This window comes from Pseudomonas sp. B16120, from assembly GCF_044218845.1.
Taxonomy (GTDB): Bacteria; Pseudomonadota; Gammaproteobacteria; order Pseudomonadales; family Pseudomonadaceae; genus Aquipseudomonas; species Aquipseudomonas paracarnis.
In genome coordinates, this window is the sequence record NZ_CP162588.1 from 1,021,281 (window position 1) to 1,048,273 (window position 26,993).

Here is a 26,993-nt window from a genome sequence, read left to right on the forward strand (position 1 = left end):
TCGCTTATCTGGATATCGATGTCACGGCGCGCATTATGCCGTGGGTTATCGAGAAAAATTCTGTTTTACACACAAAAGCCCCACGCATCCGATGCGTGGGGCCTTGGGTCGAGCATTGACTGCGTTTAGAAGTGGAAGCTGGTAGTCAACAGAGCGGTACGACCGGCCGCCTGGTTGGCGAAGTGCGCCGAGTAGGCCTTATCGTAATACGTCTTGTCGGTGAGGTTTTGTACGTTCAATTGCAAGTCGACGTTTTTGGTCAGCTTGTAGCTGGCCATGGCGTCGTAGCGGGTGTAGGACGGCACGTACACGGTGTTGCCTGCATCGCCGTAAACCTCATCGACGTAGAACGCGCCGCCGCCGACGGTCAGCTTGGGGGTGATGTCGTAGGTGGTCCACAGGCTGAAGGAGTTCTTCGGCGTGTTGGGCATCTGGTTGCCTTTGTTGGAACCGGCACTCACCACGTTTTGACGGTTGCCGATTCTGCCAGGATCTACCAGCTCGCTTTTCAGATAGCTGTAACCAGCGAACACTTGCCATTGATCAGTGATTTTTCCGCTGGCAGACAGCTCCAAGCCATCGACTCGGGATTCACCGCCGTTTTCGAAGGTGTTGGAACTCACCAGAATTCGTGTGTTTTTCTTCTCAGTGCGGAACACGGCAGCAGTTAGGGACAAGCGATCATGAAACAGATCCCACTTAGTGCCGAGTTCGTAGTTGACTGTTTCTTCGGGTTCCAGGTCGCTGGTGTTAATGCCGGTGACGAAACCATTGGGTTCCTGACCTTCACCTACTAAGCCGCCAACTGGCGAAGCTGAGGTAGCGTAGGAGGTATAGATGCTGCCGTTTTCCGTGGGTTTCCACACAAGCCCGGCCTGCCAGTTGAAAAATTGGCTGTCGTCCTTGAGCTTGGTACGTCCTGTAGCGGCATTGGTATTGGCTTGAGTGTCGAAAGTGTCGTAGCGCAGGCCGACATTGAGCAGCCATTTAGGATCAAGTTCGATGGTGTCGAATACATAGGCAGCGCGACTGGTGGCTTTGGTGTTGGTGCCGTTGTAGTTGCGCGCAACGTTGCCGTTCCAGGCATCATCCGGATTCGGGTTGCCGAGAGACGTACAATTGCCGCCGCTGCTGCCGACTACGCTAGGCGTGCAGCCATTGGGTATTGGGTTACTGTTTGGAGTGACCGTGTAGCCACTTACGCGGGTTTCTTCGCCCGTGAACTCCAAACCAGTGGAGTAGGAATGCTTCATCCCCGCCAATTGGAAATTACCAAACAGATCGGTCTGGTTAGTGGTCGTCGTAGTGGTGGACACGCGACTGTTAGCCCGACGCCACACGGTGCCGAACTGGTTGACGTTGTGCTGGCTGTCATCAGGCTGCGTCAATACGTAATCCTGGCCGGTGCTGCCATGACGCAGGGTGTTTTTCAGCGTCATGTTGTCGTTCAGGTCGTGCTCGATGGAGACCGTGCTGATGTCGGCGCGTGTTTTGCGGAAGTCGCGGCTTTTTAAGCCGTAAAAGTTGCTGCTATCGCCGCCATCGGTAGGTTTGTCATGAACGTGCACGGCATTCTTGGCTGTGCTGCCATAGCCATACGGAATCCCCGAATCCGGCAGGTCATCGCTTTCCATATGGTAATAGCTGAGGTTGACGCGGGTCGGCGTGCCCAGGCCAAACGTCAGCGACGGTGCCACGCCCCAACGGTCGTAGTTCACCGCATCGCGGCCAGCCACGTTTTGTTCATGGCTCATCAGGTTCAGGCGGAATGCCGCGCTGTCGTCCAGGAACTGGCGGTTCACGTCGAGCACGTAGCGGCGGGTCTGGTCGGAGCCATAGGTAAAGCCGCCGTTGGTGAAGTCCCGCGCTTGTGGGGTCTTGCTCACCAGGTTGAGGCTGCCACCGGCCGAACCACGACCACCGAACGAAGAGTTCGGGCCTTTGCTGACTTCGATGGACTCGATGTCGAAGATCTCGCGGCTCTGGCCGCCGGTATCGCGTACGCCATCGAGGTAGGTATCGCCCTGGGCATCAAAACCACGGATGAACGGACGGTCGCCCTGAGGGTTGCCACCTTCACCGGCACCGAAGGTGATACCCGGTACGGTGCGCAAGGCGTCCTGCAACGAGGTGGCGGCGGTGTCCTTGAGGACTTGTTGCGGCACCACAGTGACCGAACGCGGCGTGTCCACCAGCGGCGCGGTGTACTTCTGCGACGAGGCTTTTTCCACCTGGTAGGAGGTGTTGTCCTGCTCCTGGCCGGTGATGTTGGTGGCGCCGAGGGAGATAGGGGTGCGCTCGCCTTTTTGCTCGGTGTTTTCCGCTGCCTGCGCCATGTGGGCGGCAGAGCTGGCGCTGAGTGCAACGCCGATGGCCGAGGCCAGCATACGCGGTGAACTGGCGGTTGTTATTAGTGTAGTGCGCGACATGACGTGTCCCTTCCCCAAGGATGTGAGGCCGCGGAATATAGGGCCAACAAGACTTTGTATCAATTGCGAGATATTGCTATTCGCATCGAATTTACATTCTTTACACTTTTTTGTTACGGATTTTGCGCTCTCGTTCGTCCCCGTGTTTTACAGGGAGGATAAGAATCAATACCATTGGCGCCTCTCTGATCGCAGGTATTGCCTCATGTTGCTGCACATTCCCGGCCTGTTCTCTCGCGAGGAGGTGCTGCGCATTCGCCAAGCCCTGGAAGAGACCGAATGGGCTGACGGCAAAATCACCGCCGGGCACCAGTCGGCCAAGGCCAAGCACAACCTGCAATTACCCGAAGGCCACCCCCTGGCCAAGGAAATCGGCGCGGCGATGCTGGAGCGGTTGTGGAGCAACCCGCTGTTCATGTCGGCCGCGCTGCCGCATAAAGTCTTCCCGCCACTGCTCAACTGCTACACCGCTGGCGGCAGTTTCGACTTTCATATCGACAACGCGGTGCGCCAACCCAAAGGCAGCCATGAGCGCGTGCGCACCGACCTTTCGTCCACGTTGTTCTTCAGCGATCCCGACGACTACGACGGTGGGGAACTGGAGATCCAGGACACGTTCGGCCTGCAGCGGGTCAAGCTACCCGCCGGCGACATGGTGCTGTACCCCGGCTCCAGCCTGCACAAAGTCAACGCGGTGACCCGTGGCGCGCGTTATGCCTCGTTCTTCTGGACCCAAAGCCTGGTGCGCGAAGACAGCCAGCGCACCTTGCTGTTTGAAATGGACGGCGCGATCCAGCAACTGACCCGCGACGTGCCCGACCACCCTGCGCTGATCCAGCTCACCGGCACCTACCACAACCTGTTGCGCCGCTGGGTCGAGGTCTGAGCATGGGCTTTTTATTGCGCCGCGAAGAAGTGCTCAATGTCGAACAATTGCAGAGCATGCTCGATGACTCCCCGGTGCGCGCCGCTCAGGCCATTCTGATCGCGGCCAAGGCAGGCGTGGTCGATGCCCAGGCCCTGCTCGGGCAAATCTTGCTGGAAGGGCGCGGCATCGCACGCGATGAAGCATTGGCGCTGCGCTGGTTCCAGATTGCCGCGCAGGGCGGGCACCTGATGGCGCGCAATATGATCGGGCGTTGCCGCGAGCATGGCTGGGGCTGCGCTGTCGATGAAGCCGCCGCAGCACGGGAATATCGTCTGGCGGCACACGCCGGGTTGGATTGGGGGCAGTACAACTACGCCAACCTCTTGGCTACCGGCCGTGGCGTTGTTGAAGACCAGGCGCAAGCACTGGCGCTGTATCGCCAGGCTGCCGAACAGGGCCATGCCAAGTCGATGAACCTGCTCGGGCGTTACCTGGAAGACGGGCAGCATTGCCCCAAGGATGTTGAGGCGGCCGTTGAGTGGTACCGCCGCTCAGCCGAGGCAGGTGATTTTCGTGGGCAGTTTAGCCATGCGGCGGTGCTGGCAGACAGCGGCCAGGTCGACGCGGCGCTGGAGTGGTTGCACAAGGCGCTGGCAGGCGGGAATCTCAAGTTTCTGCAAACGGCACACAAGGCGCTGGCACGGGCGGATGACCCGCGAATTCGCGCCATGGCCGAGTTGTACCAGCAACGAGCTACGAGCTGATCGTTCCCACGCTCCGCGTGGGAATGCCGCCCTGGACGCTCCGCGTCCGCACTTGAGCGCGTAACGCAGAGCGTCACAGGAGGCGTTCCCACGCAGAGCGTGGGAACGATCGGGGGGGGGGTTAAACGTAGAAGGATTTCAGCGGCGGGAACCCATTGAACTCAACCGCGCTGTAGCTGGTGGTGTAGGCACCGGTCGACAACCAGTACAGACGATCACCAATGGCCAGGTTCAACGGCAGGCCGTACTTGTAGTTTTCGTACATGATATCGGCGCTGTCGCAGGTCGGGCCGGCGATGACCACTTCTTCCATCTCGCCTTTCTTCTCGGTCCAGATCGGGAACTTGATGGCTTCGTCCATGGTTTCGATCAGGCCGGAGAACTTGCCCACATCCGTGTACACCCAGCGCTCGACGGCGGTACGGGACTTGCGCGCCACCAGCACCACTTCGCTGACCAGGATACCGGCGTTGGCGATCAGCGAACGGCCAGGCTCCAGGATGATTTCCGGCAGGTCGTCACCGAAGTCTTCTTTAAGGAAACGGATGATTTCTTCGGCGTAGGTTTCCAGGCTGTTGGTGCGGGTGATGTAGTTGGCCGGGAAGCCGCCGCCCATGTTGATCAGCTTCAGGTGGATGCCGTCTTCTTCTTTGAGGCGTTCGAAGATCACCTTGACCTTGGCGATGGCTGCGTCCCACACGCTGATGTCGCGCTGTTGCGAGCCGACGTGGAACGAGATGCCGTAAGGCACCAGGCCCAGGTCGCGGGCGAGGATCAGCAGGTCCATGGCCATGTCGGTCTGGCAGCCGAATTTACGCGACAACGGCCAGTCAGCAGTGGTCGAGCCTTCGGTGAGGATACGCACATACACTTTCGAACCCGGCGCGGCCTTGGCGATGTTGCGAAGGTCGGCTTCGGAGTCGGTGGAGAACAGACGCACGCCCTTCTCATAGAAGTAGCGGATGTCCTTGGATTTCTTGATGGTGTTGCCGTAGCTGATACGGTCGGCGCTGACGCCGCGGTCCATGACCTTGTCCAGCTCATAGATCGAGGCGATGTCGAAGCTCGAACCCTTGTCTTTCAACAGGTCGATGATCTCAACGGCCGGGTTGGCCTTGACGGCGTAATACACCTTGGCGAATTCGAAACCGGCGCGCAGGTCGTCGTAGGCCTGGCTGATCATCGCGGTGTCGATCACCACGAACGGGGTTTCTTGCTTGTCGGCGAACGCCTTCATTTTGTCAAAAGTGGCGCGCGCGAAATAATCTTCGACGTTGATCGACATGCTGGGAACTCCTAAGGGCAAACTAATTTGATCAATGGGTGCAAATGAACGTCCTCCGTATCCCCACTTTGGTTCGCCTACTTCCCAAGGCATGTCGCCGAAAGCAAAAAGGCCATGGGGTAAGCTGCCCTTGGCCTTGCTGTCTCGTCGTCAGTACTTGAGCCGGATGGATCGTTTCCAGCATGGACGTTCGGCGCGAACTTTAGGGCTTGGCGGGCGTGGGATCAACTAAAAATGTCGCGTTTTTGCACGCGTTCGTCGCGCGGCCGCGTGCAGCTACTTATGTAACCGACCGGTGTGACGGATTGATGTTCCCCGGATGGGGCCAATCAGATGGATTTGCGGTGTATTCATCGCAGGCAAGCCAGCTCCCACATTTGAACTGCATTCTTATGCTGGAATGCATTCCCCTGTGGGAGCTGGCTTGCCTGCGATAGCGATCTATCAAGCCAAAGCAGTTTCGGCAGGCGAGACAATGCTGGTCTTGCCGCCACGGGATTTACCGGAACTCAGGTACTCGGCAATCGACTCCTGGGTCACCTCACCCAGGAACACGCGCTCGGCATCCATCACCGGCAACCACGAGCGGTTGAACTCGTACATGCGCGACAGCAGGATGCGCAAATGCTCGTCGTACGCCGCCGTGGCATTGAACTCGCGCAGGTACTGGCCGCAGGTGCCGGCCTGGCGGTGCAGGTCGCGGCGGCGTACGTAGCCCAGCGCCTTGTTCTCCGAACAGGTGACCACCACATAGCGGCGGTCGTGCTCGTCCATCAATTCCAGCGCATCGGCCACCGGTGTTTCCGGGCTTACCGACGGCGCGTTGTCCGCCGCGTCTTCGGCTTTTACCAGCAGCAGGCGCTTGAGGGTGCTGTCCTGGCCCACGAAATTGCTGACAAACTCGTCGGCCGGGTGCGCCAGCAGCGTGTCCGGGTGGTCGATCTGCAGCAGTTTGCCGGCGCGGAAGATGGCGATCTTGTCACCCAGCTTGATGGCTTCGTCGATGTCGTGGCTGACCATGATCACGGTTTTGTTCAGCGCGCGCTGCATCTCGAAGAACTCGTTCTGGATCATCTCGCGGTTGATCGGGTCGACCGCGCCGAACGGCTCGTCCATCAGTAGCAGCGGCGCATCCGCCGCCAGGGCGCGGATCACTCCGATGCGCTGTTGCTGCCCACCCGACAATTCACGCGGGTAGCGATGCAGGTACTGCTTGGGCTCCAGCTTGATCATGCTCATCAATTCGCGGGCGCGGTCGTGGCATTTTTGCTTGTCCCAGCCGAGCAGCTTGGGCACCACCACGATGTTCTCTTCGATGGTCATGTTGGGGAACAGGCCGATCTGCTGGATCACGTAGCCGATGTTACGGCGCAGGGTTACTTCATCGAGGTCGGTGGTGTCTTCGCCGTTGATCAGGATCTTGCCCGAGGAGGGCTTGATCAGGCGGTTGATCATCTTCAGCGTGGTGCTCTTGCCGCAGCCCGAGGGCCCCAGGAATACGCAAATTTCGCCTTCGTTGACGGTCAGGCTTACATCGTTGACGGCGGTGACGGTCTTGCCGTTGCTTTGAAAAGTCTTGGACAGGTTTTGAAGTTCGATCATTTGAGCAATCCTTTTGGAGTCAGCGAGCGTTGCAGCCATTGCAGAAGCAGGTCGGCGAAGATGGCCAGGAGACTGACCAGCACGGCGCCGACGATCAGCATCGACATATCGCTGCGGCTGATGGAAGCCAGAATAAGTACACCCAGGCCACCGGCACCGATGGTGGCGGCGATGGTCATCACACCGATATTCATCACCACGGCGGTACGCACGCCAGCGAGAATCACTGGCACCGCAATCGGCAGTTCGACCATGCGCAGGCGCTGGCCGAAGGTCATGCCAATGCCGCGTGCGGCTTCGCGAATGCCTGGCTCTACGCCGGTGAGGGCCAGGTAGGTGTTACGCATGATCGGCAGCAGGGAGTACAGGAACACGGCGGTGATCGCCGGCATTGGCCCCAGGCCCTGGCCGAACTTGGAGTAGAACGGCAGCAGCAGGCCGAACAGCGCGATGGATGGCACGGTCAGCAACACTGTGGCGCTGGCTTGCAACGGGCCGGCCAGGGTCGGGAAGCGCGTCATCAGAATGCCCAGGGGCACGCCGATGAAGATCGCGAGGATCACTGCGATGCCGACCAGGGTGATGTGCTGCCAGGTCAGGTGCAGGACCTGGGCCCAATCAAGATGGGAAAAGGCGTTCAAAAATTCCATGTCTTCTCCTTTTTAGTTGATTGGATGTTGGCGCAGGAAATCGGCGGCAACGGCGGACGGGCTTTCATGGTCGACGTCGACCCGTGCATTGAGCTGGCGCATGGTTTCGTCGTCGAACAGGTGGGCCAAAGGCTTGAGTTCGGCGGCCAGTTGCGGGTGTTTGTCGAGGTATTCCTGGCGGATCACCGGGGCTGCGGTGTAATCCGGGAAGTAGTGCTTGTCGTCTTCGAGCAGCTTCAACTTAAAGGCGTTGAGGCGCCCGTCGGTGGTGTAGACCAGTCCGGCAAACACCTGGCCATTACGCAGGGCGGTGTAGACCAGGCCCGCGTCCATCTGCCGGGTGTTTTTGCGCGTCAGGTTCATGTCGTACAGCTTGACCATGCCCGCCAGGCCGTCGGAGCGGTTGGCGAACTCGGTGTCCAGGGCGACCAGACGGTGCTCTTTGGTGTTCTCGGCCATGGCGTTGGTGAGGTCGCTGATGCTGTTGATCTCGGGATGTTCCTGGGCGACCTTCTCCGGCAGCGCCAGCGCATAGGTGTTGCTAAAGCGCGACGGCGATAGCCAGACCAGGCCTTTTTTCCCATCGAGTTCTTTGACCCGAGCGTAGGACTGTTCGCTGTCGAGTTTCTCGTCGATATGGTTGTAGGCCACCAGCGACACGCCGGTGTATTCCCATATCAGGTCCAGTTGCCCGCTTTCCTGGGCACTGCGCGCCAGGTTGCTGCCCAGGCCGCCGGTCACGCGGGCGTCGTAGCCCTTGGTGCGCAGGTATTGGGAAGTGATTTCGGCGAGCAGGGTCTGCTCGGTGAACACCCGGGCGCCGATGCGGATCACGGGTTTTTCGGCGGCTTGCGCAATACCTGCAAGCAGCAGGACGCAGCCTAATATCAAGCTCAGTTTTTTCATGTGAATTCCTTTACCGGGCTTAAGACGGGCGTAACCCGCGTTCCAGCCAGAGGCGGCTAGCCATGGTCGCCAGGCCATCAAGCAGCAATGCCAGCAGCGCGGTACACGCGGCGCCGAGCAACAGTTGCGGCTGATTGTTCAGGGCGATGCCGGGGAAGATCAGGCTGCCCAGGCTGTTGGCGCCAATCAGGAACGCCAGCGGTGCGGTACCGACGTTGATCGCCAGGGCCACGCGCACACCGCCGATGATGATCGGCACGGCGTTGGGCAGCTCCACGCGAAACAGCACCTGGCGCGGCGTCATGCCGATGCCGGTGGCGGCTTCCTTGAGGGAGCTCTGAACGTTTTTCAGGCCTTCGTAGGTGTTACGCACGATGGGCAGGAGCGAGGCGAGGAACAGCGCGAAGATGGCCGGGCCGCTGCCGATGCCGAGGACGCCGAGGGCGATGGCCAGTACGGCCAGGGGAGGGACGGTGTTGCCGATGTTGAAGATCTGCATGAAACGTTCTGCGCGTCCGACCATGTTGGGTCGGCTGAGCAGGATACCGGCGGGGATGCCCACAATCAGGGCTGCCAGCATGGAGACTAGGACGAGAATCAGGTGAGCTTGCAGGTAAAACAACAAATCGTCGCGGTACAGTTCGATCGTGTTGATGCCGATCCAGTGGACCAGCAGGGCCAGGAGCGCGACGACAACCGCGCCTCCTATCAGCCCTTTGCCATAGCGAATAGCCACAGGCGGACTCCTTTTTTTCTTTTGTCGGCGAACACATTTTCCGGCGGCACTGCCATTCCTGGCTGCCTCTGAATGAGTTCGCGAAAAGCAACTCGCCGATACTGGCAATGCAGTATGCGATCGAGCCATGAGCGCAGCCTCGTCAGGCTAACTTGCTGATATTTCAGCCCCTGTTCCGAGTGCGATAGCAGGGGAGTGGACGTCTCGACCTTTTAAAAGGTTCCACACTTGGGCGCATTTAGCCACCCCCAATGGGCTCAACGGTGGTCCGTACCCTCGCGTTTGCGCTATACTCGCCGCCCTTTTTTGACTCACCTGCCAGGCGATTTCCCATGACCCACCAGGCCGCCGAAGTCGCGAAACGCCGCACTTTCGCCATTATTTCCCACCCCGATGCCGGTAAGACCACCATCACCGAAAAGCTGTTGCTGATGGGCAAGGCGATCGCGGTGGCCGGCACGGTGAAATCGCGCAAATCCGACCGCCATGCCACCTCCGACTGGATGGAAATGGAAAAACAACGGGGTATTTCCATTACCACGTCGGTCATGCAGTTCCCGTATCGCGAGCACATGATCAACCTGCTCGACACCCCGGGGCACGAAGACTTCTCCGAAGATACCTACCGCACCCTCACCGCGGTGGACTCGGCGCTGATGGTCCTCGACGGCGGTAAAGGCGTCGAGCCACGTACCATCGCGCTGATGGACGTGTGCCGTCTGCGTGATACGCCGATTGTCAGTTTCATCAACAAACTCGACCGCGATATCCGCGACCCCATCGAGCTGCTGGATGAAATCGAAGCCGTCCTGAAGATCAAGGCCGCGCCCATCACCTGGCCGATTGGTTGCTACCGCGACTTCAAGGGCGTGTACCACCTGGCCGACGACTACATCATTGTCTACACCGCCGGCCACGGCCATGAACGCACCGAAACCAAGATCATCGAGAAGCTCGACTCCGACGAAGCCCGTGCCCACCTGGGCGACGAGTACGATCGTTTCGTCGACCAGCTGGAACTGGTGCAGGGCGCCTGCCATGAGTTCAACCAGCAGGAATTCCTCGACGGCCAACTGACGCCGGTGTTCTTCGGTACCGCGCTGGGCAACTTCGGTGTCGACCACGTGCTCGACGCCGTCGTGGACTGGGCGCCAAAGCCCCTGGCCCGCGTTGCCAACGAGCGCACCGTGGAACCGGTGGAAGAGAAATTCACCGGCTTCGTGTTCAAGATCCAGGCGAACATGGACCCCAAACACCGCGACCGTATCGCCTTTATGCGCATCTGCTCCGGCAAGTACGAAAAAGGCATGAAGATGCGCCACGTGCGCACCGGCAAGGACGTACGCATCGGCGACGCCCTGACGTTCTTCTCCTCCGAGCGTGAACAGCTGGAAGAGGCGTTTGCCGGCGACATCATCGGCCTGCACAACCACGGCACCATCCAGATCGGCGACACCTTTACCGAAGGCGAAGCCCTGGGCTTCACCGGCATTCCGCATTTCGCCCCGGAACTGTTCCGCCGCGTGCGCCTGCGTGACCCGCTCAAGTCCAAGCAACTGCGCCAAGGCTTGCAGCAATTGGCCGAAGAGGGCGCCACCCAGGTGTTCTTCCCCGAGCGCAGCAACGACATCATCCTCGGCGCCGTGGGTGTGCTGCAGTTCGATGTGGTCGCCAGCCGCTTGAAAGAGGAATACAAGGTTGAGTGTTCGTATGAGCCGATCACCGTGTATTCGGCGCGCTGGATTGATTGCAGCGATAAGAAGAAGTTGGAAGAGTTCTCCAACAAGGCCGTGGAAAACCTGGCAATCGACGGCGGTGGTCACCTGACCTACCTGGCGCCGACGCGGGTGAACCTGGCGTTGATGGAAGAGCGCTGGCCGGATGTGAAGTTCCGCGCGACCCGCGAACACCACTAAGGTTTGAGCGGTTCAGAGAATGTGGGAGGGGGCTTGCCCCCGATAGCGGTGTGTCAGCCAGTGTATTGGGCTCTGACACTCCGTAATCGGGGGCAAGCCCCCTCCCACATTTTGACCTCCTAAAGGCTGGGGATTGGCGGTAATCCGGCATCGCGACTAGCGTAAACGCTGGTGGCAGTTAATGACTGCCGTGCGGGGCCCATTTACTGACTGGACGGAATCGATCATGAGTATTTTTCAACGAATAGTGCTGTTGATGAAAGTGCTGGTGCTGTTGTCGTTGGGGATGTCGACGGCCTGGGCGCATAACCCGGTACCGAGCGCAGCGGTGGTGACCAGTGGTCAGGCATCGCACTTGCAGTTGGCCAAGTCCGAAGCCGAACCAGGCGATCAGGGCCAGGGCGGCAGCGAGGGTGATGATGACTCTACTACCGACGAGCCCGACAGCGACGACGCAGACGCAGACGAAGGCGATAGCCAAACGTAGGCTCGCTAGAAAGAAAGCGCCTCCCGCCAGCCTATAGCTGGTGGGAGGCGCTTTTCAGGCCTCAAACAATGCCTTAGAACGATGTAGTCACCGACGCGAAGTAAGCGCGGCCCGGTTCATTGTAGGTCTGGGCACCGGCGTCGTCGGCGTTACCTTTGCGAGACAGGCGCTTGTCCAGGAGGTTGTTGATGCCCACGCGTACGCTCAGGTTTTTGCTGAATTCGTAGCCGCTGCTCAGGCCCATCAACCCGTACGGGTCGACGTCCTGCTGGGCGCTGCGCTCGTAACTGCTGGCGCTGCGTGAGTTGAGCGTCGGTGCTTCTTGTTTGCCGTAATAGGTGCCGCTGACCTGGAATGACAGCTTGTCAGTGGCTTGCCAATCCAGCGTGGTGTTGACGGTGTACTTGGGGATGATGCTCAAGGGCTCGCCGGTGTCCTTGTCCTTGGAGTCGATCATGTAGGTCAGGTTGGTGTTCAAGTCCAGATCATCGCGCAGGCTGATGAACAGGTTGCCTTCAACGCCCTGCACCAAGGCGGGCCCGCTGTTTTCCCACTCCAGCACGCGGCGACCGTTGCCCAGGCGGAAGGTCGCCTCGTTACTGGCGTTGATCTTGTTCTTGTAGTCATTGCGAAAGTACGTCGCGCTGGTACGCCAGGTGCCCTTGTCGAAGGCCAGGCCGATTTCCTTGTTGACGCTGATTTCCGGCTTCAGGTCGCGGTTGCCCACCAGGTAGCAGCCGCCCATGTTGGCTTCGCTGGCGTTGCAGCCATTGCCCCGGCTATACAGCAAGTAGTTCGGGTTGGACTGGTACAGGTTGGGGGTCTTGTAGGCGCGGGCAATGCCGCCCTTGATGCTCAGTTCGTCGGTCAACTGGTGCGAGGCGTTGAAGCTGGGGCTCCAGTTGCCGCCGTATTCCTCATGATCGTCGAAGCGCAAGCCAGGGGTGATGACGGTTTTGCTGCCCAACTCAATGTTGTCCTCGGCAAACAAGGCGTAGCTCGAGGCGGTGGTTTTGGTGCTGTTGCGGCTTACGCCCGGGATGGCGGGGACGCCGCCGGTGCCCGGGTCATAGCTTTGCGGGCGCAACGAGCCTGGGTCGTTCATCGACTCGTAGAGGTACTCGCTGCCCAGGGTCAGCACCTGTTCGGCACCGACGCTCAGGGGCAGGTTGACCTCGGCGGTGGCCCGAGTGTTGCGCAAGCGCGACTCGAAACGGCCTGCGCTGGCAGACGGCGCACCCTCGCCAGAACCGGCCAGGCCTTCATTGAGGCGTTCGTTGCGGGTCAGGTCGTGGGTTAGCGAAGCCAGGGTCGAGCCCCAGTCGAACTCGCCGCGGTGCGTGGCCGAGAAGCTGCTGCGTTGAATCACACTGGTTTCCTTGCCCACCAGGCTTTCCACGAATGCGCCACCGCCGTTGAGCATGGTATCACCGGCGAAAATATTGCCCTGGCGGCTGTAGCTGGCTTCCAGGTCGAGGGTTTGCTCGGGGGTGAACTGCCAGCTCAGCAAGCCGTTCACGTCTTTATTGCGCACGCCTTCGCGGCCGGCCACCAGCGAGTCTGGGGTCGCCTGTGCTGCGCGGTTGATGTCGGCGTCATCGGCGTCGGTCTTGTTCAGGCCGCCATAGACGCGGAACGCCAGTGTGTCGGTCAACGGGCCGCTGAGGTTGAAGTTGGTGCGTTTGCTCGCGCCTTCGGCATCGTTTTCGGGGAAGGCGGTGTAGGCGGTCAGCGAGCCGTGCAGTTGGTCGGTGGGGCGTTTGGTGATGATGTTGATGACACCGCCCATGGCACCGGAGCCATAACGGGCGGCGGCCGGGCCGCGCAGGATTTCAATGCGTTCGACTTCTTCGGCCGGCACCCAATTGGTTTCGCCACGGGTATCGCGGTCGCCGCTCCAGCCATAACGCACGGCGTTGCGGGAGGTGGACGGCTTGCCATCGATCAGGATCAGGGTGTTTTCCGGGCCCATGCCGCGCAGGTCGATTTGGCGGTTGTTGCCACGGCTGCCGCTGGAACTGTTGCCGGTCAGGTTCACGCCCGGCTCGCGGCGGATGATCTCCGACAGGTCGTTGGTGGGCGGGCGTTTCTTGATGTCTTCGGCGGTGATGATCGACACACCGGGCGCCTGCTTGAGTTCTTCGGCAGCGGTGCCCAATACACGCGTTTCGCCCAGCACCAGGGCTTGGGGCGTGCCATCCACCGGCAGGTCTGTCGCTTGGATCGGCACTTTATCGCGCTCTTTTTCCACACTCTGCGCCAGCAGCGCGGGTGACGAAAGGGTAGCGATAAACGCCAGCGAGAGATGGCTGAGCCTGAATTGAGACGACATGTCCACAAAGTCCTTTAGGAGGGGCGATTGAACGAGAGGCGTCTGAATTTTTGTCGTGCATCCAGCGCTCTCCGTGCGTCGTAATGGTATTGATTCTCAAACAGAAGTAAATTGCATTTACAATCTATACACTTTTCGAAACGCTCTGGCTCAATGTTTTCAGGGCTTTTGGCATGGGTTCAAACGGTATGTTTTTTGTTACAACCGCGCAAAAAAAAGCCCCTCCAGCCAGACTGATGCGCAATCTGGCGGGAAGGGCGATGGAACTCGATATTACGCATTACCCCTGTGGGGCGGGCTTGCTCGCGAAGACGGTGTGTCAGCAACCCATCTGTAGCTGAACCCACGCATTCGCGAGCAAGCCCGCTCCCACAGAGGGAAACAATGTTGCTTCAGGCCACGAATTGCTCCGCGTAGTGACAAGCCACCTGCCGGTTATCCAACGGCCGCAACAGCGGCTCCTCACTGCTGCAGCGCTCGGTCGCATACGGGCAGCGCTTGTGGAACGCGCAACCCGGCGGCGGGTTCAGTGGGTTGGGCAGTTCGCCGACGATCTTGATCTTTGGCTTGCTCGGGTCCGGGTGAATGGTCGGCGTGGCCGACAGCAGCGCCTGGGTGTAAGGGTGCAGCGGGCGTGCGTAGATGTCTTCCTTGGGGCCCACCTCAACCGGGCGGCCGAGGTACATCACCATCACATCGTCAGCTACGTGCTGTACCACCGCCAGGTTGTGGGAAATGAACACGTAGGCGGTGTTGAATTCCTGCTGCAAATCCATGAACAGGTTAAGCACCTGTGCCTGGATCGACACGTCCAGCGCCGAGGTCGGTTCGTCCGCCACCAGCACCTTGGGTTGCAGCATCATTGCCCGAGCCAGGGCGATACGCTGGCGCTGACCACCGGAGAACATGTGCGGGTAGCGCTGATAATGCTCAGGGCGCAGGCCCACTTGCTTCATCATCGCCTGCACTTTTTCGCGGCGCTCGGCAGCGGACAGGTGGGTGTTGATCAGCAGCGGTTCGGCCAGTTGATCACCGACTTTCTGGCGTGGGTTCAACGAGGCATAGGGGCTCTGGAACACCATCTGCACGTCTTTGCGCAATTGCTTGCGCTGAGCCTTGTTGGCGCCGGCCACTTCTTGCCCGGCGATTTTCAACGAGCCCGACGAGGGCTCTTCAATCAGCGTCAGGGCGCGGGCCAGGGTGGATTTGCCACAGCCCGACTCGCCTACCACGGCGAGGGTCTTGCCGGCTTCCAGCTCAAAAGACACACCATTAAGAGCACGCACGATGGCATGGCCCTTGAACAGGCCACGGGACACTTCGTAGTGGCGGGTGAGGTCGCGGGCGGTAAGTACGACGGCCATTACGCCACCTCCTGGTTCAACGGGTAGAAGCAGCGGGCAAGGCTGTTGCTTTTCGGATCGAGGCCCGGCCGCTGGGCGCGGCAGGAGTCCTGCACATACGGGCAGCGCGGCGACAGCAGGCAACCCTGCGGACGGTCATAGCGGCCCGGCACGATGCCCGGCAGCGTGGCCAGGCGCGTGGCACCCAGGCTGTGCTCGGGAATCGCCTTGAGCAACGCTTCGCTGTACGGGTGTGCCGGAATGTCGAACAGCTGCGGCACCTGGCCGACTTCCACTGCCTGACCTGCGTACATTACGCAAACGCGCTGGGCGGTTTCAGCCACTACCGCGAGGTCGTGAGTGATCAGCACCAGGCCCATGTTCTGCTCTTTTTGCAGGGCCAACAGCAGCTCCATGATCTGCGCCTGGATGGTCACGTCCAACGCAGTGGTCGGTTCATCGGCGATCAGCAGTTTCGGTTCGCCGGCAATCGCCATGGCGATTGCCACGCGTTGGCTCATACCACCGGACAATTGGTGCGGGTAGGCATCCATACGGCTGGCAGCGCCTGGGATCTCGACCTTTTCCAGCAGCTCGATGGCGCGTTTGCGTGCTTGTTTGCCGGACATTTTCAAATGCAGGCGCAGCACTTCTTCGATCTGGAAACCCACGGTGTAGCTGGGGTTCAGCGCGGTCATCGGATCCTGGAACACCATCGCCAGGTCTTTGCCGACGATCTGGCGGCGCTGGCGGTTGCTCAACTTGAGCATGTCCTTGCCGTCGAAGTTCAGCGCATCGGCGGTGACGATGCCGGGGTGCTCGATCAGGCCCATCAGCGCCATCATGGTCACGGATTTACCCGAGCCCGACTCGCCAACGATTGCCAGGACTTCGCCCTTGTCGACGGAAATGTCGAGGCCATCGACCACCGGCACGGCGGTCTTGTCGCCGAAGCGCACGTTGAGATTCTTGATTTCTAACAGTGACATGGGAATCTCCTCAGGCGGCGTTCTTGAGTTTCGGGTCCAGCGCATCGCGCAGGCCGTCACCCATCAAGTTGATTGCCAGCACGCTGAGCAAAATGGTCAAGCCAGGCAGGCTCACCACCCACCAGGCGCGTTCGATGTAGTCGCGGGCCGAAGCCAGCATGGTGCCCCACTCAGGGGTTGGCGGTTGTACGCCAAGGCCGAGGAAGCCCAGGGCCGCGGCATCGAGAATCGCCGAGGAAAAGCTCAAGGTCGCTTGTACGATCAGCGGCGCCATGCAGTTAGGCAGCACGGTGATGAACATCAGGCGTGGCAGGCCGGCGCCGGCGAGGCGGGCGGCAGTCACGTAGTCGCGGTTCAGTTCGCCCATCACGGCGGCGCGGGTCAGGCGCACATAGGATGGCAACGACACGATGGCGATGGCGATCACGGTGTTGATCAGGCCAGGGCCGAGGATGGCCACAATCGCCACGGCCAGCAGCAGCGATGGCAGGGCCAGCATGATGTCCATCAAGCGCATGATGGTCGGGCCGAGCAAGCGCGGGAAGAACCCAGCGAACAGGCCTAGCAGGATGCCCGGGATCAGCGACATCACCACCGACGATAAACCGATCAGCAACGACAGGCGCGAGCCCTGGATCAGGCGCGAGAGCAAGTCACGGCCCAGTTCGTCGGTGCCCAGCAGGAACTGCATCTGCCCGCCTTCCAGCCAGGCCGGTGGCGTGAGCAGGAAGTCTCGGTATTGCTCGCTGGGGTTATGCGGCGCAACCCACGGGGCGAAGATCGCGCAGAACACGATCAGCAACATGAACAGCAGGCCGGCAACCGCGCCTTTGTTCTTGGAGAAGGCTTGCCAGAATTCTTTGTACGGGGACGGGTACAGCAGGCTCTGATCGACTGCTGACACTTGAGTAGGTGTGGTCATGGTCATGATCTCAGCGCTGGTGACGGATGCGTGGGTTGGCGAAGCCGTAGAGGATATCCACCACGAAGTTCACCAGGATCACCAGGCAGGCGATCAGCAGAATGCCGTTTTGCACCACCGGGTAGTCCCGCGCGCCAATGGCTTCGATCAGCCATTTGCCGATGCCGGGCCACGAGAAGATGGTTTCGGTCAGTACCGCACCGGCCAGCAGCGTGCCGACTTGCAGGCCGACCACAGTGAGCACCGGGATCAGCGCGTTACGCAGGCCGTGCACGAACACCACGCGCGCCGGCGATAGGCCCTTGGCCTTGGCGGTACGGATGTAGTCCTCACGCAGCACTTCGAGCATCGACGAACGGGTCATGCGCGCGATCACCGCCAGCGGGATGGTGCCGAGCACGATGGCTGGCAGGATCAGGTGGTGCAACGCATCCCAGAACGCGTCCGGCTCGTCGGCCAGCAGGGTGTCGATCAGCATGAAGCCGGTGCGTGGCTCGATGTCGTAGAGCAGGTCGATACGCCCGGACACCGGGGTCCAGCCCAGGCTCACCGAGAAGAACATGATCAGGATCAGGCCCCACCAGAAGATCGGCATCGAATATCCCGCCAGGGAGATGCCCATCACCCCGTGGTCGAACAGGGATCCTCGTTTGAGTGCCGCGATCACCCCGGCCAACAGACCCAGAATACCGGCGAACAACAGCGCGGCCATGGACAGTTCCAGGGTCGCGGGGAAGAGGGCGGTGAACTCGGTCCACACGCTGGTGCGAGTGCGCAACGATTCGCCAAGGTCGCCCTGGGCGAGCTTGCCGACGTAATCCAGGTATTGCGCATACAGCGGCTTGTTAAGGCCAAGGCGCTCCATTGCCTGGGCGTGCATTTCGGGGTCAACCCGTCGCTCGCCCATCATGACTTCTACGGGGTCGCCTGGAATCATGCGAATCAACGCAAAGGTCAGCAACGTGATGCCGAAGAACGTGGGGATCAATAACCCCAGTCGGCGGGCAATAAAACTAAACATCTTGGTGTGTACCTCAATCAGCCGGTTAGGCAGGTCCGGCACCGTCAGTGTCGACGGTGCCGAGCGTTTTTCTTATTTACTTCACCTGGGTGGTGGCGAAGTTATTGGTAGTCAGAGGGCTTTGGGTATAACCCTCGACGTTCTTGCGCATGGCGGTAAACATTTTCGGGTAGGCCATGGGGATCCACGGTTGGTCCTTCTCGAAAACGGCCAAAGCTTGTTCATAGAGTGCGGCGCGTTCGGCGGGTTCAGCGTCGGCGCGGGCCTTGTCGATCAAGTCTTGAAACTCTTTGTTACACCAGCGGGCGTAGTTTTCGCCGTTTTTCGCTGCGTCGCAACTCAGGTTAGGGGTGAGGAAGTTATCCGGGTCGCCGTTATCCCCGGCCCAGCCTGCAGAAACCATGTCGTGTTCGCCGGCTTTAGCGCGCTTGAGCATTTCGCCCCACTCCATGACCTTGATATTGACCTTCAGGCCAATCTGGGCCAGATCCGCCTGCATGCGCTGGGCGCCGAGCATCGGGTTGGGGTTGGTCGGGCCGCCGCCGTTACGGGTAAACAGGGTGAACTCGGTGCCTTCCGGTACGCCGGCTTCCTTGAGCAGGGCGCGCGCCTTGTCCAAGTCGCGAACTGGGTTTTTCAGCTTGTCACTGAAGCCCAGCAGGGTCGGCGGGTACGGCCCGGTGGCATCGACGGCGTTGCCTTTGCCGTACAGCGATTCGTTGTAGCCCTTTTTATCGAAGGCAATATTGATCGCGTGACGTACCCGCGCATCGCTCATGTACTTGTGGGTGGTATTCATGGCGGTGTAGCTGGTGGTCATCGCCGCTAGTTCCGCCACTTTCAGGTTGGGATCAGCCTTGGCGCTGGGTACATCATCGGGCTTGGGATACAGCGCGATCTGGCATTCGTTGGCCTTGAGCTTTTGCAGGCGCACATTGCTATCGGTGGTGATTGCCAGAATAAGCGGGTCGGCCGGCGGCTTGCCACGGAAGTACTCCGGGTTGGCCTTGAAACGCACCTGGGCATCTTTTGCGTAGCGGTTGAAGATGAACGGCCCGGTGCCGATGGGCTTGGCGTTCAGGTCATCGGTCTTGCCGGACTTGAGCAACTGGTCGGCATATTCGGCGGAGTGAATCGAGGAAAACGCCATGGCCAGGTCGGCCAGGAACGGGGCTTCAGGACGGGTCAGGGTAAAGACGACGGTGTGATCGTCGGTTTTCTCTACGCTCTTGAGCAGTTCTTTAAAGCCCATGCTTTCGAAGTACGGATAGCCCACGTTGGACTTTTTATGCCAAGGGTGATTCGGGTCCAGCTGGCGCTGGAAGCTCCAAAGCACATCATCGGCATTCAGGTTGCGCGTGGGTTTGAAATAGTCGGTGGTGTGGAACTTGATGTCGTCACGCAGGTGGAAGGTGTAGGTCAGGCCATCGGCGCTGATTTCCGGCAGGTCTTTGGCCAGGGCAGGCACCACTTCTGTGGTGCCGGGCTTGAAGTCCACCAGGCGGTTGAACATGGTTTCAGCGGCGGCGTCAGCGGTCACGGCAGTGGTGTACAGGACCGGGTCGAAACCTTCCGGGCTGGCTTCGGTGCAGACCACCAGCGGTTTGGCCGAAACGCCGATCGCCACGCTCAACAGCGCAGCGGCCATGGCGGCTTGTAGTGGGAGCATTTTCATTCAGAGCCCTCTGCAATCGATGGAACCAGAAAAGCGTAGGCGGCAAGCTCGTCCTGAGCTCGCCGCCTGCCTGGCATTAATTAAAGGATGTTGAACGGGATGGTGGTAACCAGACGGAACTCTTTGATGCTGCCGTCGGACTGGAACTCGCTGCCACGGTGCTCAACATAGGTTGCGCGCACGGTGGTGGCTTTGAGCGGGCCGCTCTGCAGCGCGTAAGAGGCGCCTACACCGTATTCCTGGTGCTTCTCGCCGTCCTGGGACTGGATGCCGTCATAGGCAAACTTGGCCCGGCCATTGTTGCCGGTGTAGTGGGTACCATCGATGCCCCAGCCGCGTGCCGAGTAGGCGTTGAACTTAAGGCCAGGTACGCCGTATTCAGCCATGTTGATGGCATAGGCGATCTGGAAGGATTTCTCGTTCGGGCCGTTGAAGTCAGACGTCAGGGAGTTGGCCAGGTAGATACCGTTGGTTTCGTGCAGGTAGTCGAAGTACTCGTTACCGTTCACTTGCTGGTAGCCAAAGGTCAGGCTGTGTGCCTGGTGAGTCAGGCCCAGGGAGAGGGAGAAGGTATCGTTGTCGATTTCCCCCATCTCTTTTTTGCCTTCATCGACAGTCTTGTAGTAGTTGAAGCCGGTGGTCAGGCCCAACTGCTGCGCGTCGCCCAGCTCGTGGGTGGCGCCGAAGTAGTACTGGTTCCAGAAGTCCTTCACGTTAGCGGCGAAGAAGCTGGTCTTCAGGCTTTTCAGCGGCTGGTAGTTCACACCCAGGGTCGACACTTTGTCGGTTTCTGCGCCATTGCCGTATTCGGTACGGAATTTCGACAGGCTCTGCTCGCTACGTGGGGAAACGCGGTCGAACACGCCGCCCTGGAACGACAGGTTGCTGAACTCTTCGCTGTTGAAGCTCACGCCCTGGAAGCTCGAAGGCAGAGCACGGTTGCCGATGGTGTCGACGATGCCGCTGCTGAAGTTCTGGCGACCGGCGGTCAGTGTGGTGTTGGACACACGGAATTGCACGTTGGCCAGGCCCAGTTTGCTCCACTGGTCTACGGCATCACCGTTGGAGTCGGCCAGGGTACGGTTGGAGCCGCCTTTGATATCACGCTTGCTGCGGTCCAGTACCAGGGCGTTGTACACCGCCACTTCAGTCTTGACCCCAACGGTGCCCTGGGTGAAACCCGAGCTGGCGTTGAGGATGGTGCCTTGGACCCAGTTGGTACGGTTGCGATCGGTCAGGGTCTGGCCGTGTTTCTGGTACGAGAAGGTGCCCCCGCGGTATTTGCTTTCATGGGAGTACCAGTTACGCGTGGTGCCGCCCAGGCTGAAATCTTCGATAAAGCCTTTGGCCTCGCTTTGGGCGCTGGTGCCGGCCAGGGTGGTAGGAACGAAGTCCTGGCTTTGCGTTTCAGCGTAGGCGGTGGCCGTGATGCTGCTGATGGCCAAGGCCAGAAGCGCTTTGCTGCTCAGTTTCATGGGTGAAGCTCCTTTGGTTCTCTTTTTTAATGCCGGTCTTTTTGGGTGATCCGGCTATTGGGTGTGGAACTTGTTCAAGCTATTGCAAACGTTTGGCGTAGGAAAATTCCCAACAAAAGCCTGCACGTTTGCCGGGGAGCTGATTTCGCTCCCCGCCATCCGGTTATTTTCTTATGGGTTGATGCTGACGCCCGAGAACACGTTGCGGCCGAAGGGGCTTACCTTGAAGCCTTCGACTTTGGCGCTTAACGGCTGGTTGACCGTCGAGTGGGCGATGGGCGTGATCGGCACCTGCTGCTTGAGCAGTTGCTGCGCCTGTTTGTACAGAACAGTCCTTTGTTCACGGTCGGTCACGACCTTGGCTTGCTTGATCAGCTTGTCGTACGCCGGGTCGCACCACATGGAGTAGTTGTTCCCGCCGATGGCGTCGCAGCTGTAGAGGGTGCCGAGCCAGTTGTCCGGGTCACCGTTGTCGCCGGTCCAGCCGATCAGGCTGACATCGTGCTCACCGTTCTTGGTGCGTTTGATGTACTCGCCCCATTCATAGCTGACGATCTTGACCTTGAGACCGATCTTGGCCCAGTCGTTCTGCAGCATTTCCGCCATCAGCTTGGCGTTGGGGTTGTACGGGCGTTGCACCGGCATGGCCCACAGGGTGATCTCGGTGCCTTCCTTGACGCCAGCGGCCTTGAGCAACTGCTTGGCTTTTTCCGGGTCGTAGGCGGCGTCCTTGATGCTGTCGTCGTAGGACCACTGCGTGGGTGGCATGGCGTTGACCGCCAGTTGCCCTGCGCCCTGGTACACAGCATTGAGGATGCTCTGCTTGTTCACCGCCATGTCCAGCGCCTGGCGTACTTCCAACTGATCGAACGGCTTGTGGCGTACGTTGTAGGAGATATAGCCCAGGTTGAAGCCCGGTTTGGTCAGCAGTTGCAGGTTCGGGTCGGTCTTGAGGGCTTCGACGTCGGCGGGGCGTGGATGCAGGGTCACCTGGCATTCGCCGGCCTTGAGCTTCTGCACGCGCACCGAGGCGTCGGTGTTGATGGCGAAGATCAGTTGGTCCAGCTTGACGCGGCTCGGGTCCCAGTACTGTTTGTTGCCCACGTAGCGGATCTGCGAGTCTTTCTGGTAACGCTGGAACACGAAGGGGCCAGTGCCGATCGGCTTCTGGTTGATGTCGCTGGGCCGGCCTTGCGTGAGCAACTGCTCGGCGTATTCCGCCGAAAGGATCGCGGCAAAGCTCATGGCGATGTTCTGCACGAACGCGGCGTCGACCGTGTTCAGGGTCATCACCACGGTGTACGGGTCGGTTTTCTCGACCTTGGCGATGTTCTTGTTCAGGCTCATCCCGTTGAAGTACGGAAACTCGGTGGGGTAGGCCTTACGGAACGGGTGTTCGGGGTCAAGCATGCGGTTGAAGGTGAACAGCACGTCGTCGGCGTTGAAGTCTCGCGTCGGCTTGAATTCCTTGTTGCTGTGGAACTTCACCCCTTCACGCAGGTGGAAGGTGTAGGTCAGGCCATCAGGGGAAATATCCCACTTGGTTGCCAGCCCAGGGACGACGTCGGTCGCGCCTTTTTCGAACTCCACCAAACGGTTATACAAAGGCTCCGCCGCATCGTTGTCGGTAGCGGTGGTGTATTGCGCAGTGTCAAACCCTGCCGGGCTGCCTTCGGAGCAGAACACCAGGCTCTTTTTCTCGGCGGCTTGGCCCATGGTGGCCATGGCCAGCAGGCTGGTAGCAAACAGAGCGGATACAACGGTGGTATGGCGCATGACGATCCCGGTCCTTGTTTGTAGTTATCAACAGCGAGCCTACCTGCTGGCGTGCAGCCAGGCAGACCTCACTGATCCCACACACAGCAAGTGCCCTTCCCAGAGTGATGCCTCTGCTGTCCTACGACCTTATGGGGCGTTGACCTTGCAGTAAATGCGTCAATTCTGACTGACCTTGTAGGCAACGGAGGCACGGGTCGCAGTTCATTGCTGTAAGACGGCAACGCTTGCAAACGTAGTCTGTTTCCTAAGGTCCAGGCGGATGGAATAACGGCGACGTTATGAAACGTCGCCGTTATTGGTCCTTACTTGCCGCTGACGCTAACGCCGTAGAAGGAATTCAAGCCAAACGGGCTGATCTTGAAGTCCTGCACGGTATTACGCATGGGTTGATACACCGTCGAGTGCGCGATAGGTGTGTAAGGCAATTCGCGTTTAAGCAGCTGTTGCGCCTGTTTGTACAGTTCGGTGCGCTTGGCGACATCCGTGGTCGATTTGGCCTGGCTGATCAGGTCGTCATACTGTTTATTAACGAACTTGGAGAAGTTGTTACCGTTCAACGCCGGGGACGAAAACAGGGTGCCCAGCCAGTTGTCAGGGTCACCATTGTCACCGCTCCAGCCGATGATCATCGCCTGGTTCTCGCCACCTTTGGAACGCTTGATGTACTCGCCCCACTCGTAGCTGACGATGTTGACCTTCAGGCCGATCTGTTTCCAGTCGCTCTGCAGCATCTCGGCCATCAGCTTGGCGTTCGGGTTGTACGGACGCTGAACCGGCATGGCCCAAAGAGTGATCTCGGTGCCTTCCTTTATGCCAGCCTCCTTGAGCAGTTCCTTGGCTTTGGCAGGGTCGTACTTGGCGTCCTTGATCGTAGTGTCGTACGACCATTGGGTGGGTGGCATGGCATTGACGGCCAATTGCCCAGCGCCCTGGTACACGGAGTCGATGATCTGCTGCTTGTTCACCGACATGTCCAAAGCCTGGCGAACCCGCAGGTCAGCCAGCGGGTTTGGCGTCGTCTGGCCCTTGAGCACAGGCATCACGTTGTAGGCGATGTAGCCCAGGTTGAAGCCGGCCTGGTGCGGCATCTTCATGTCCTTGTCCGCTTCCAGCGGCTTGATATCGGCCGGGCGAGGATAGGCTGTGATCTGGCACTCGTTCTTTTTCAGTTTCTGGATGCGTACTGAAGGGTCCGTGGAGATTGCGAAGATCAGGTTATCGATCTTGACGTCTTCAGGCTTCCAGTATTCCTTGTTGCCGGTGAAGCGAATATTGGAGTCTTTCTGGTAGCTCTTGAACACGAACGGGCCAGTGCCGATCGGCTTCTGGTTGATGTCGGCGGCCTTGCCTTCCTTCAACAGTTGGGCGGCATATTCGGCCGACTGGATCGATGCAAAGCTCATCGCGAGGTTCTGGATAAACGCCGCGTCCACGGTGCCAAGGGTGAACTTGACGGTGTGGTCATCGACTTTCTCGATGTTCTTGATGTTCTTGTCCATCTCCATGTCCGAGAAGTACGGGAACTCGGTAGGGTAGGCCTTACGGAACGGATCGTCTTTATTGATCATTCGGTTGAAGGTGAACAGTACGTCGTCAGCCGAAAATTCACGAGTAGGCTTGAAGTACGGGGTGGTATGGAACTTGACGCCTTCGCGAAGGTGGAAGGTGTACGTCAGGCCATCCGGGGAAACGTCCCAGCTGGTGGCCAGGCCAGGAACGACGGCGGTGCCGCCACGTTCGAACTGGCTCAGGCGGTTGAACATGGTTTCGGCCGAGGCATCGAAGTCTGTTCCGGTGGTGTACTGGCCTGGGTCGAAACCGGCCGGGCTCCCTTCGGAGCAGAACACCAGGTTAGTTGCCGCAAGGGCTACGGGGGCTGCGGCCATAAGGCCAGCGCTCACTAATAACGGAAGGACTGCGTGTTTAAGCATGTTGGCCTCATGATTTGTTGTCATTTTTGGTGGTGAGGGCGACCTCGTGAGTCGGCCTGCGGATACTTATGCAGGCGCCATACCCAATGCAAGATGCAGAGCGGTTGCAAAGGGAAAACTGTGGTACGAACGTACAGGAATGTCGCAATTATGAAAGTTTCGACACAAAAGTGCTTATTTGGAGGGTTTTTTCGGTGCAAATGGCGCACCAAAAATGCCCATCCGAGGCGTCTAGCGCACTCGGTTGGGGCATTGATGTTACTTATCTAGACCCACGCCGTAGAAGGGCGTCAGTCCAAACGGACTGATCTTGAAATCCTGCACTTGCTTGCGCATAGGCTGGAAAACCGTCGAGTTTGCAATGGGCGTTATAGGTACTTGTTCCTTAAGGATTTTCTGGGCCTGTTGATACCACTTGATGCGCTGCTCGCGGTCGCTGCTGACCTTGGCTTGTTGCACCAACTTGTCGTAGGCCGGGTTACACCATTTGGCATAGTTGCTGCCCTTGACCGCGGCACAACTGTAGAGCACGCCTAGCCAGTTATCGGGGTCGCCGTTGTCGCCGGTCCAGCCATAAATCATTGCATCGTGCTCGCCGTTTTTGGCGCGCTTGATGTACTCGCCCCACTCATAGCTGACGATGTTGGCCTTGATACCGACCTTGGCCCAATCCTGTTGAATCATCTGCGCGGACATCCGTGCATTAGGATTCGAGGCGCGTTGTACGGTCATCGCCCACAGGTTAATGGTGGTACCTGGTGCAACCCCTGCTTCTTTTAGTAGCAACCGGGCCTTGGTCGGGTCGTAGGGCGCATCGTGTATCGTGGGGTCATAAGACCACTGCGCTGGAGGCAGTGCGTTCTGCGCCAATTGTCCGGCGCCCTGGTAAACGGCCTTGATGATGGCGGGCTTGTCGATGGCCATGTCCAGGGCCTGACGAACCTTGAGTTGATCCAGCGGCGGGTGAGTCACGTTATAGGCCAGGAAGCCCAGGTTGAAGCCTGCTTGTTGCAATACGCGCAGGTTGGGGTCTTGCTTCATCATTTCGATATCGGCAGGGCGCGGGTAACCGCTGACCTGGCATTCGCCTGCCTTGAGTTTCTGCAGGCGCGCGGCGGCGTCCGGGGTGATGGCGAATATCAGGTTGTCGAGCTTCACATCCTCGGGTTTCCAATACTGTTTATTGGCCACATAACGGATCTGCGAGTCCTTCTGATAACGCTTGAACACAAACGGCCCGGTACCGACCGGTTGCTGGTTGATCTGCTCGGCCTTGCCTTGTTTCAACAACTGGGCGGCGTATTCGGCCGATTGAACAGAGGCAAAGCTCATGGCCAGGTTTTGCACGAACGAAGCATCGACAGTGTTCAAGTTGAACCGCACAGTGTGCTCGTCGAGTTTTTCGACGCTTTTGATCGTGGTGTTCAAACCCATGTCGGTGAAGTAGGGCGATTCGGACGGGTAGGCCTTGCGAAACGGGCTGTCGGCATCGAGCAAGCGATTGAAGGTGAACAGCACGTCATCGGCGTTGAAATTGCGGGTCGGGATGAAGTAGTCGGTGGTGTGGAACTTGACCCCGTCACGCAGGTGGAAGGTGTACGTCAGGCCGTCCTTCGATACATCCCAGCTTGTCGCCAGACCAGGTTCTACCTCGGTGCCGCCACGCTTGAACTGGGTCAGGCGGTTGAACACGGTTTCGGCGGAGGCATCAAAATCGGTGCCGCTGGTGTATTGGCTGGGGTCGAAGCCGGCGGGACTGGCTTCGGAGCAATAGACCAGGGTGGTGGCGGCCTGGGCCATGGGCATACAGGCCAGCAGGCTTGCGGCGATCAATAGTGGTTTGAAGGCGATTCTTTCCATGGAGACCCCTGAAATGGCAAGCA

At 59.4% G+C, this 26,993-nt stretch carries 20 protein-coding genes; 4 read left to right on the forward strand and 16 right to left on the reverse strand.

All coding sequences use genetic code 11. From position 1 onward, the window contains the following. Nucleotides 1-125: 125 nt before the first annotated feature. On the reverse strand, nucleotides 126-2,429 hold the full coding sequence (locus tag AB4P90_RS04990) for a TonB-dependent receptor (RefSeq protein WP_395605709.1): 2,304 nt from the start codon (nucleotides 2,427-2,429) through the stop codon (nucleotides 126-128). Between the two features lie 205 nt (nucleotides 2,430-2,634). Between AB4P90_RS04990 and AB4P90_RS04995 the strand changes: the two genes are divergently transcribed. Further along, nucleotides 2,635-3,315, forward strand: a complete 681-nt coding sequence (locus tag AB4P90_RS04995; RefSeq protein ID WP_003188464.1) for a Fe2+-dependent dioxygenase — start codon at nucleotides 2,635-2,637, stop codon at nucleotides 3,313-3,315. A 2-nt stretch (nucleotides 3,316-3,317) separates the two neighbouring features. Beyond that, on the forward strand, nucleotides 3,318-4,061 hold the full coding sequence (locus AB4P90_RS05000) for a tetratricopeptide repeat protein (RefSeq protein ID WP_032904005.1): 744 nt from the start codon (nucleotides 3,318-3,320) through the stop codon (nucleotides 4,059-4,061). Nucleotides 4,062-4,182: 121 nt separating this feature from the next. On the opposite strand, the gene AB4P90_RS05005 is transcribed toward AB4P90_RS05000, so the two are convergent. The 5 genes from AB4P90_RS05005 to AB4P90_RS05025 form a co-directional block, all read right to left on the reverse strand. Then, nucleotides 4,183-5,346 (reverse strand): type III PLP-dependent enzyme, encoded by a 1,164-nt coding sequence (locus AB4P90_RS05005; protein ID WP_014716890.1) that lies wholly within the window; start codon nucleotides 5,344-5,346, stop codon nucleotides 4,183-4,185. 444 nt (nucleotides 5,347-5,790) lie between these two features. Next, complete coding sequence (locus AB4P90_RS05010) at nucleotides 5,791-6,948, reverse strand: betaine/proline/choline family ABC transporter ATP-binding protein (protein ID WP_014716891.1); 1,158 nt, start codon at nucleotides 6,946-6,948, stop codon at nucleotides 5,791-5,793. After that, nucleotides 6,945-7,598: an ABC transporter permease gene (locus tag AB4P90_RS05015; RefSeq protein ID WP_003188473.1), complete on the reverse strand. Its 654-nt coding sequence runs from the start codon at nucleotides 7,596-7,598 to the stop codon at nucleotides 6,945-6,947. Before AB4P90_RS05015 ends, AB4P90_RS05010 begins: the two co-directional genes overlap by 4 nt. A gap of 12 nt (nucleotides 7,599-7,610) precedes the next feature. Then, entirely contained in the window at nucleotides 7,611-8,504 is an 894-nt protein-coding gene (locus tag AB4P90_RS05020; protein ID WP_014716892.1) for a glycine betaine ABC transporter substrate-binding protein, read from the reverse strand. Between the two features lie 19 nt (nucleotides 8,505-8,523). Then, nucleotides 8,524-9,240 carry an ABC transporter permease gene (locus tag AB4P90_RS05025; RefSeq protein WP_395605710.1) on the reverse strand — a complete coding sequence of 239 codons (717 nt, stop codon included), beginning with the start codon at nucleotides 9,238-9,240 and terminating at the stop codon, nucleotides 8,524-8,526. Between the two features lie 332 nt (nucleotides 9,241-9,572). On the opposite strand from AB4P90_RS05025, the gene AB4P90_RS05030 reads away from it, so the two are divergent. Next, complete coding sequence (locus AB4P90_RS05030) at nucleotides 9,573-11,156, forward strand: peptide chain release factor 3 (RefSeq protein ID WP_003188476.1); 1,584 nt, start codon at nucleotides 9,573-9,575, stop codon at nucleotides 11,154-11,156. 226 nt (nucleotides 11,157-11,382) lie between these two features. Beyond that, on the forward strand, nucleotides 11,383-11,643 hold the full coding sequence (locus tag AB4P90_RS05035; protein WP_032904007.1) for a hypothetical protein: 261 nt from the start codon (nucleotides 11,383-11,385) through the stop codon (nucleotides 11,641-11,643). A gap of 73 nt (nucleotides 11,644-11,716) precedes the next feature. Here the strand turns inward: AB4P90_RS05035 and AB4P90_RS05040 are convergent, their stop codons facing one another. From AB4P90_RS05040 to AB4P90_RS05085, 10 genes are all read right to left on the reverse strand, one after another. Continuing rightward, nucleotides 11,717-13,975 (reverse strand): TonB-dependent siderophore receptor, encoded by a 2,259-nt coding sequence (locus AB4P90_RS05040; RefSeq protein WP_395605711.1) that lies wholly within the window; start codon nucleotides 13,973-13,975, stop codon nucleotides 11,717-11,719. 392 nt (nucleotides 13,976-14,367) lie between these two features. Then, entirely contained in the window at nucleotides 14,368-15,339 is a 972-nt protein-coding gene (locus tag AB4P90_RS05045) for a peptide ABC transporter ATP-binding protein (protein WP_395605712.1), read from the reverse strand. After that, complete coding sequence (locus tag AB4P90_RS05050) at nucleotides 15,339-16,307, reverse strand: ABC transporter ATP-binding protein (protein ID WP_014716896.1); 969 nt, start codon at nucleotides 16,305-16,307, stop codon at nucleotides 15,339-15,341. The genes AB4P90_RS05045 and AB4P90_RS05050 overlap by 1 nt, the downstream gene beginning before the upstream one ends. Before the next feature lie 10 nt (nucleotides 16,308-16,317). Continuing rightward, on the reverse strand, nucleotides 16,318-17,229 hold the full coding sequence (locus AB4P90_RS05055) for an ABC transporter permease subunit (protein ID WP_003188486.1): 912 nt from the start codon (nucleotides 17,227-17,229) through the stop codon (nucleotides 16,318-16,320). Nucleotides 17,230-17,239: 10 nt separating this feature from the next. Then, nucleotides 17,240-18,250, reverse strand: a complete 1,011-nt coding sequence (locus AB4P90_RS05060) for an ABC transporter permease subunit (protein WP_003171721.1) — start codon at nucleotides 18,248-18,250, stop codon at nucleotides 17,240-17,242. A 76-nt stretch (nucleotides 18,251-18,326) separates the two neighbouring features. Further along, complete coding sequence (locus AB4P90_RS05065) at nucleotides 18,327-19,925, reverse strand: ABC transporter substrate-binding protein (protein ID WP_014716897.1); 1,599 nt, start codon at nucleotides 19,923-19,925, stop codon at nucleotides 18,327-18,329. An 80-nt stretch (nucleotides 19,926-20,005) separates the two neighbouring features. Further along, entirely contained in the window at nucleotides 20,006-21,400 is a 1,395-nt protein-coding gene (locus tag AB4P90_RS05070) for an OprD family outer membrane porin (protein ID WP_014716898.1), read from the reverse strand. 171 nt (nucleotides 21,401-21,571) lie between these two features. Then, on the reverse strand, nucleotides 21,572-23,125 hold the full coding sequence (locus AB4P90_RS05075; protein WP_371917284.1) for an ABC transporter substrate-binding protein: 1,554 nt from the start codon (nucleotides 23,123-23,125) through the stop codon (nucleotides 21,572-21,574). A gap of 356 nt (nucleotides 23,126-23,481) precedes the next feature. Further along, complete coding sequence (locus AB4P90_RS05080) at nucleotides 23,482-25,110, reverse strand: ABC transporter substrate-binding protein (RefSeq protein ID WP_014716900.1); 1,629 nt, start codon at nucleotides 25,108-25,110, stop codon at nucleotides 23,482-23,484. A 258-nt stretch (nucleotides 25,111-25,368) separates the two neighbouring features. Next, the gene (locus tag AB4P90_RS05085) at nucleotides 25,369-26,970 is read right to left on the reverse strand and encodes an ABC transporter substrate-binding protein (RefSeq protein ID WP_014716901.1); all 1,602 of its coding nucleotides are present in this window, start codon (nucleotides 26,968-26,970) and stop codon (nucleotides 25,369-25,371) included. Between the last annotated feature and the right edge of the window lie 23 nt (nucleotides 26,971-26,993).

Coding starts and splice junctions, on each gene's coding strand:
- AB4P90_RS05085 (WP_014716901.1), bottom strand. CDS start 26,970: ATGGAAAGAATCGCCTTCAAACCACTATTGATCGCCGCAAGCCTGCTG.
- AB4P90_RS05055 (WP_003188486.1), bottom strand. CDS start 17,229: ATGACCACACCTACTCAAGTGTCAGCAGTCGATCAGAGCCTGCTGTAC.
- AB4P90_RS05045 (WP_395605712.1), bottom strand. CDS start 15,339: ATGGCCGTCGTACTTACCGCCCGCGACCTCACCCGCCACTACGAAGTG.
- AB4P90_RS05005 (WP_014716890.1), bottom strand. CDS start 5,346: ATGTCGATCAACGTCGAAGATTATTTCGCGCGCGCCACTTTTGACAAA.
- AB4P90_RS05020 (WP_014716892.1), bottom strand. CDS start 8,504: ATGAAAAAACTGAGCTTGATATTAGGCTGCGTCCTGCTGCTTGCAGGT.
- AB4P90_RS05080 (WP_014716900.1), bottom strand. CDS start 25,110: ATGCTTAAACACGCAGTCCTTCCGTTATTAGTGAGCGCTGGCCTTATG.
- AB4P90_RS05050 (WP_014716896.1), bottom strand. CDS start 16,307: ATGTCACTGTTAGAAATCAAGAATCTCAACGTGCGCTTCGGCGACAAG.
- AB4P90_RS04990 (WP_395605709.1), bottom strand. CDS start 2,429: ATGTCGCGCACTACACTAATAACAACCGCCAGTTCACCGCGTATGCTG.
- AB4P90_RS05030 (WP_003188476.1), top strand. CDS start 9,573: ATGACCCACCAGGCCGCCGAAGTCGCGAAACGCCGCACTTTCGCCATT.
- AB4P90_RS04995 (WP_003188464.1), top strand. CDS start 2,635: ATGTTGCTGCACATTCCCGGCCTGTTCTCTCGCGAGGAGGTGCTGCGC.
- AB4P90_RS05040 (WP_395605711.1), bottom strand. CDS start 13,975: ATGTCGTCTCAATTCAGGCTCAGCCATCTCTCGCTGGCGTTTATCGCT.
- AB4P90_RS05000 (WP_032904005.1), top strand. CDS start 3,318: ATGGGCTTTTTATTGCGCCGCGAAGAAGTGCTCAATGTCGAACAATTG.
- AB4P90_RS05010 (WP_014716891.1), bottom strand. CDS start 6,948: ATGATCGAACTTCAAAACCTGTCCAAGACTTTTCAAAGCAACGGCAAG.
- AB4P90_RS05035 (WP_032904007.1), top strand. CDS start 11,383: ATGAGTATTTTTCAACGAATAGTGCTGTTGATGAAAGTGCTGGTGCTG.
- AB4P90_RS05075 (WP_371917284.1), bottom strand. CDS start 23,125: ATGGCCACCATGGGCCAAGCCGCCGAGAAAAAGAGCCTGGTGTTCTGC.
- AB4P90_RS05065 (WP_014716897.1), bottom strand. CDS start 19,925: ATGAAAATGCTCCCACTACAAGCCGCCATGGCCGCTGCGCTGTTGAGC.
- AB4P90_RS05060 (WP_003171721.1), bottom strand. CDS start 18,250: ATGTTTAGTTTTATTGCCCGCCGACTGGGGTTATTGATCCCCACGTTC.
- AB4P90_RS05015 (WP_003188473.1), bottom strand. CDS start 7,598: ATGGAATTTTTGAACGCCTTTTCCCATCTTGATTGGGCCCAGGTCCTG.
- AB4P90_RS05070 (WP_014716898.1), bottom strand. CDS start 21,400: ATGAAACTGAGCAGCAAAGCGCTTCTGGCCTTGGCCATCAGCAGCATC.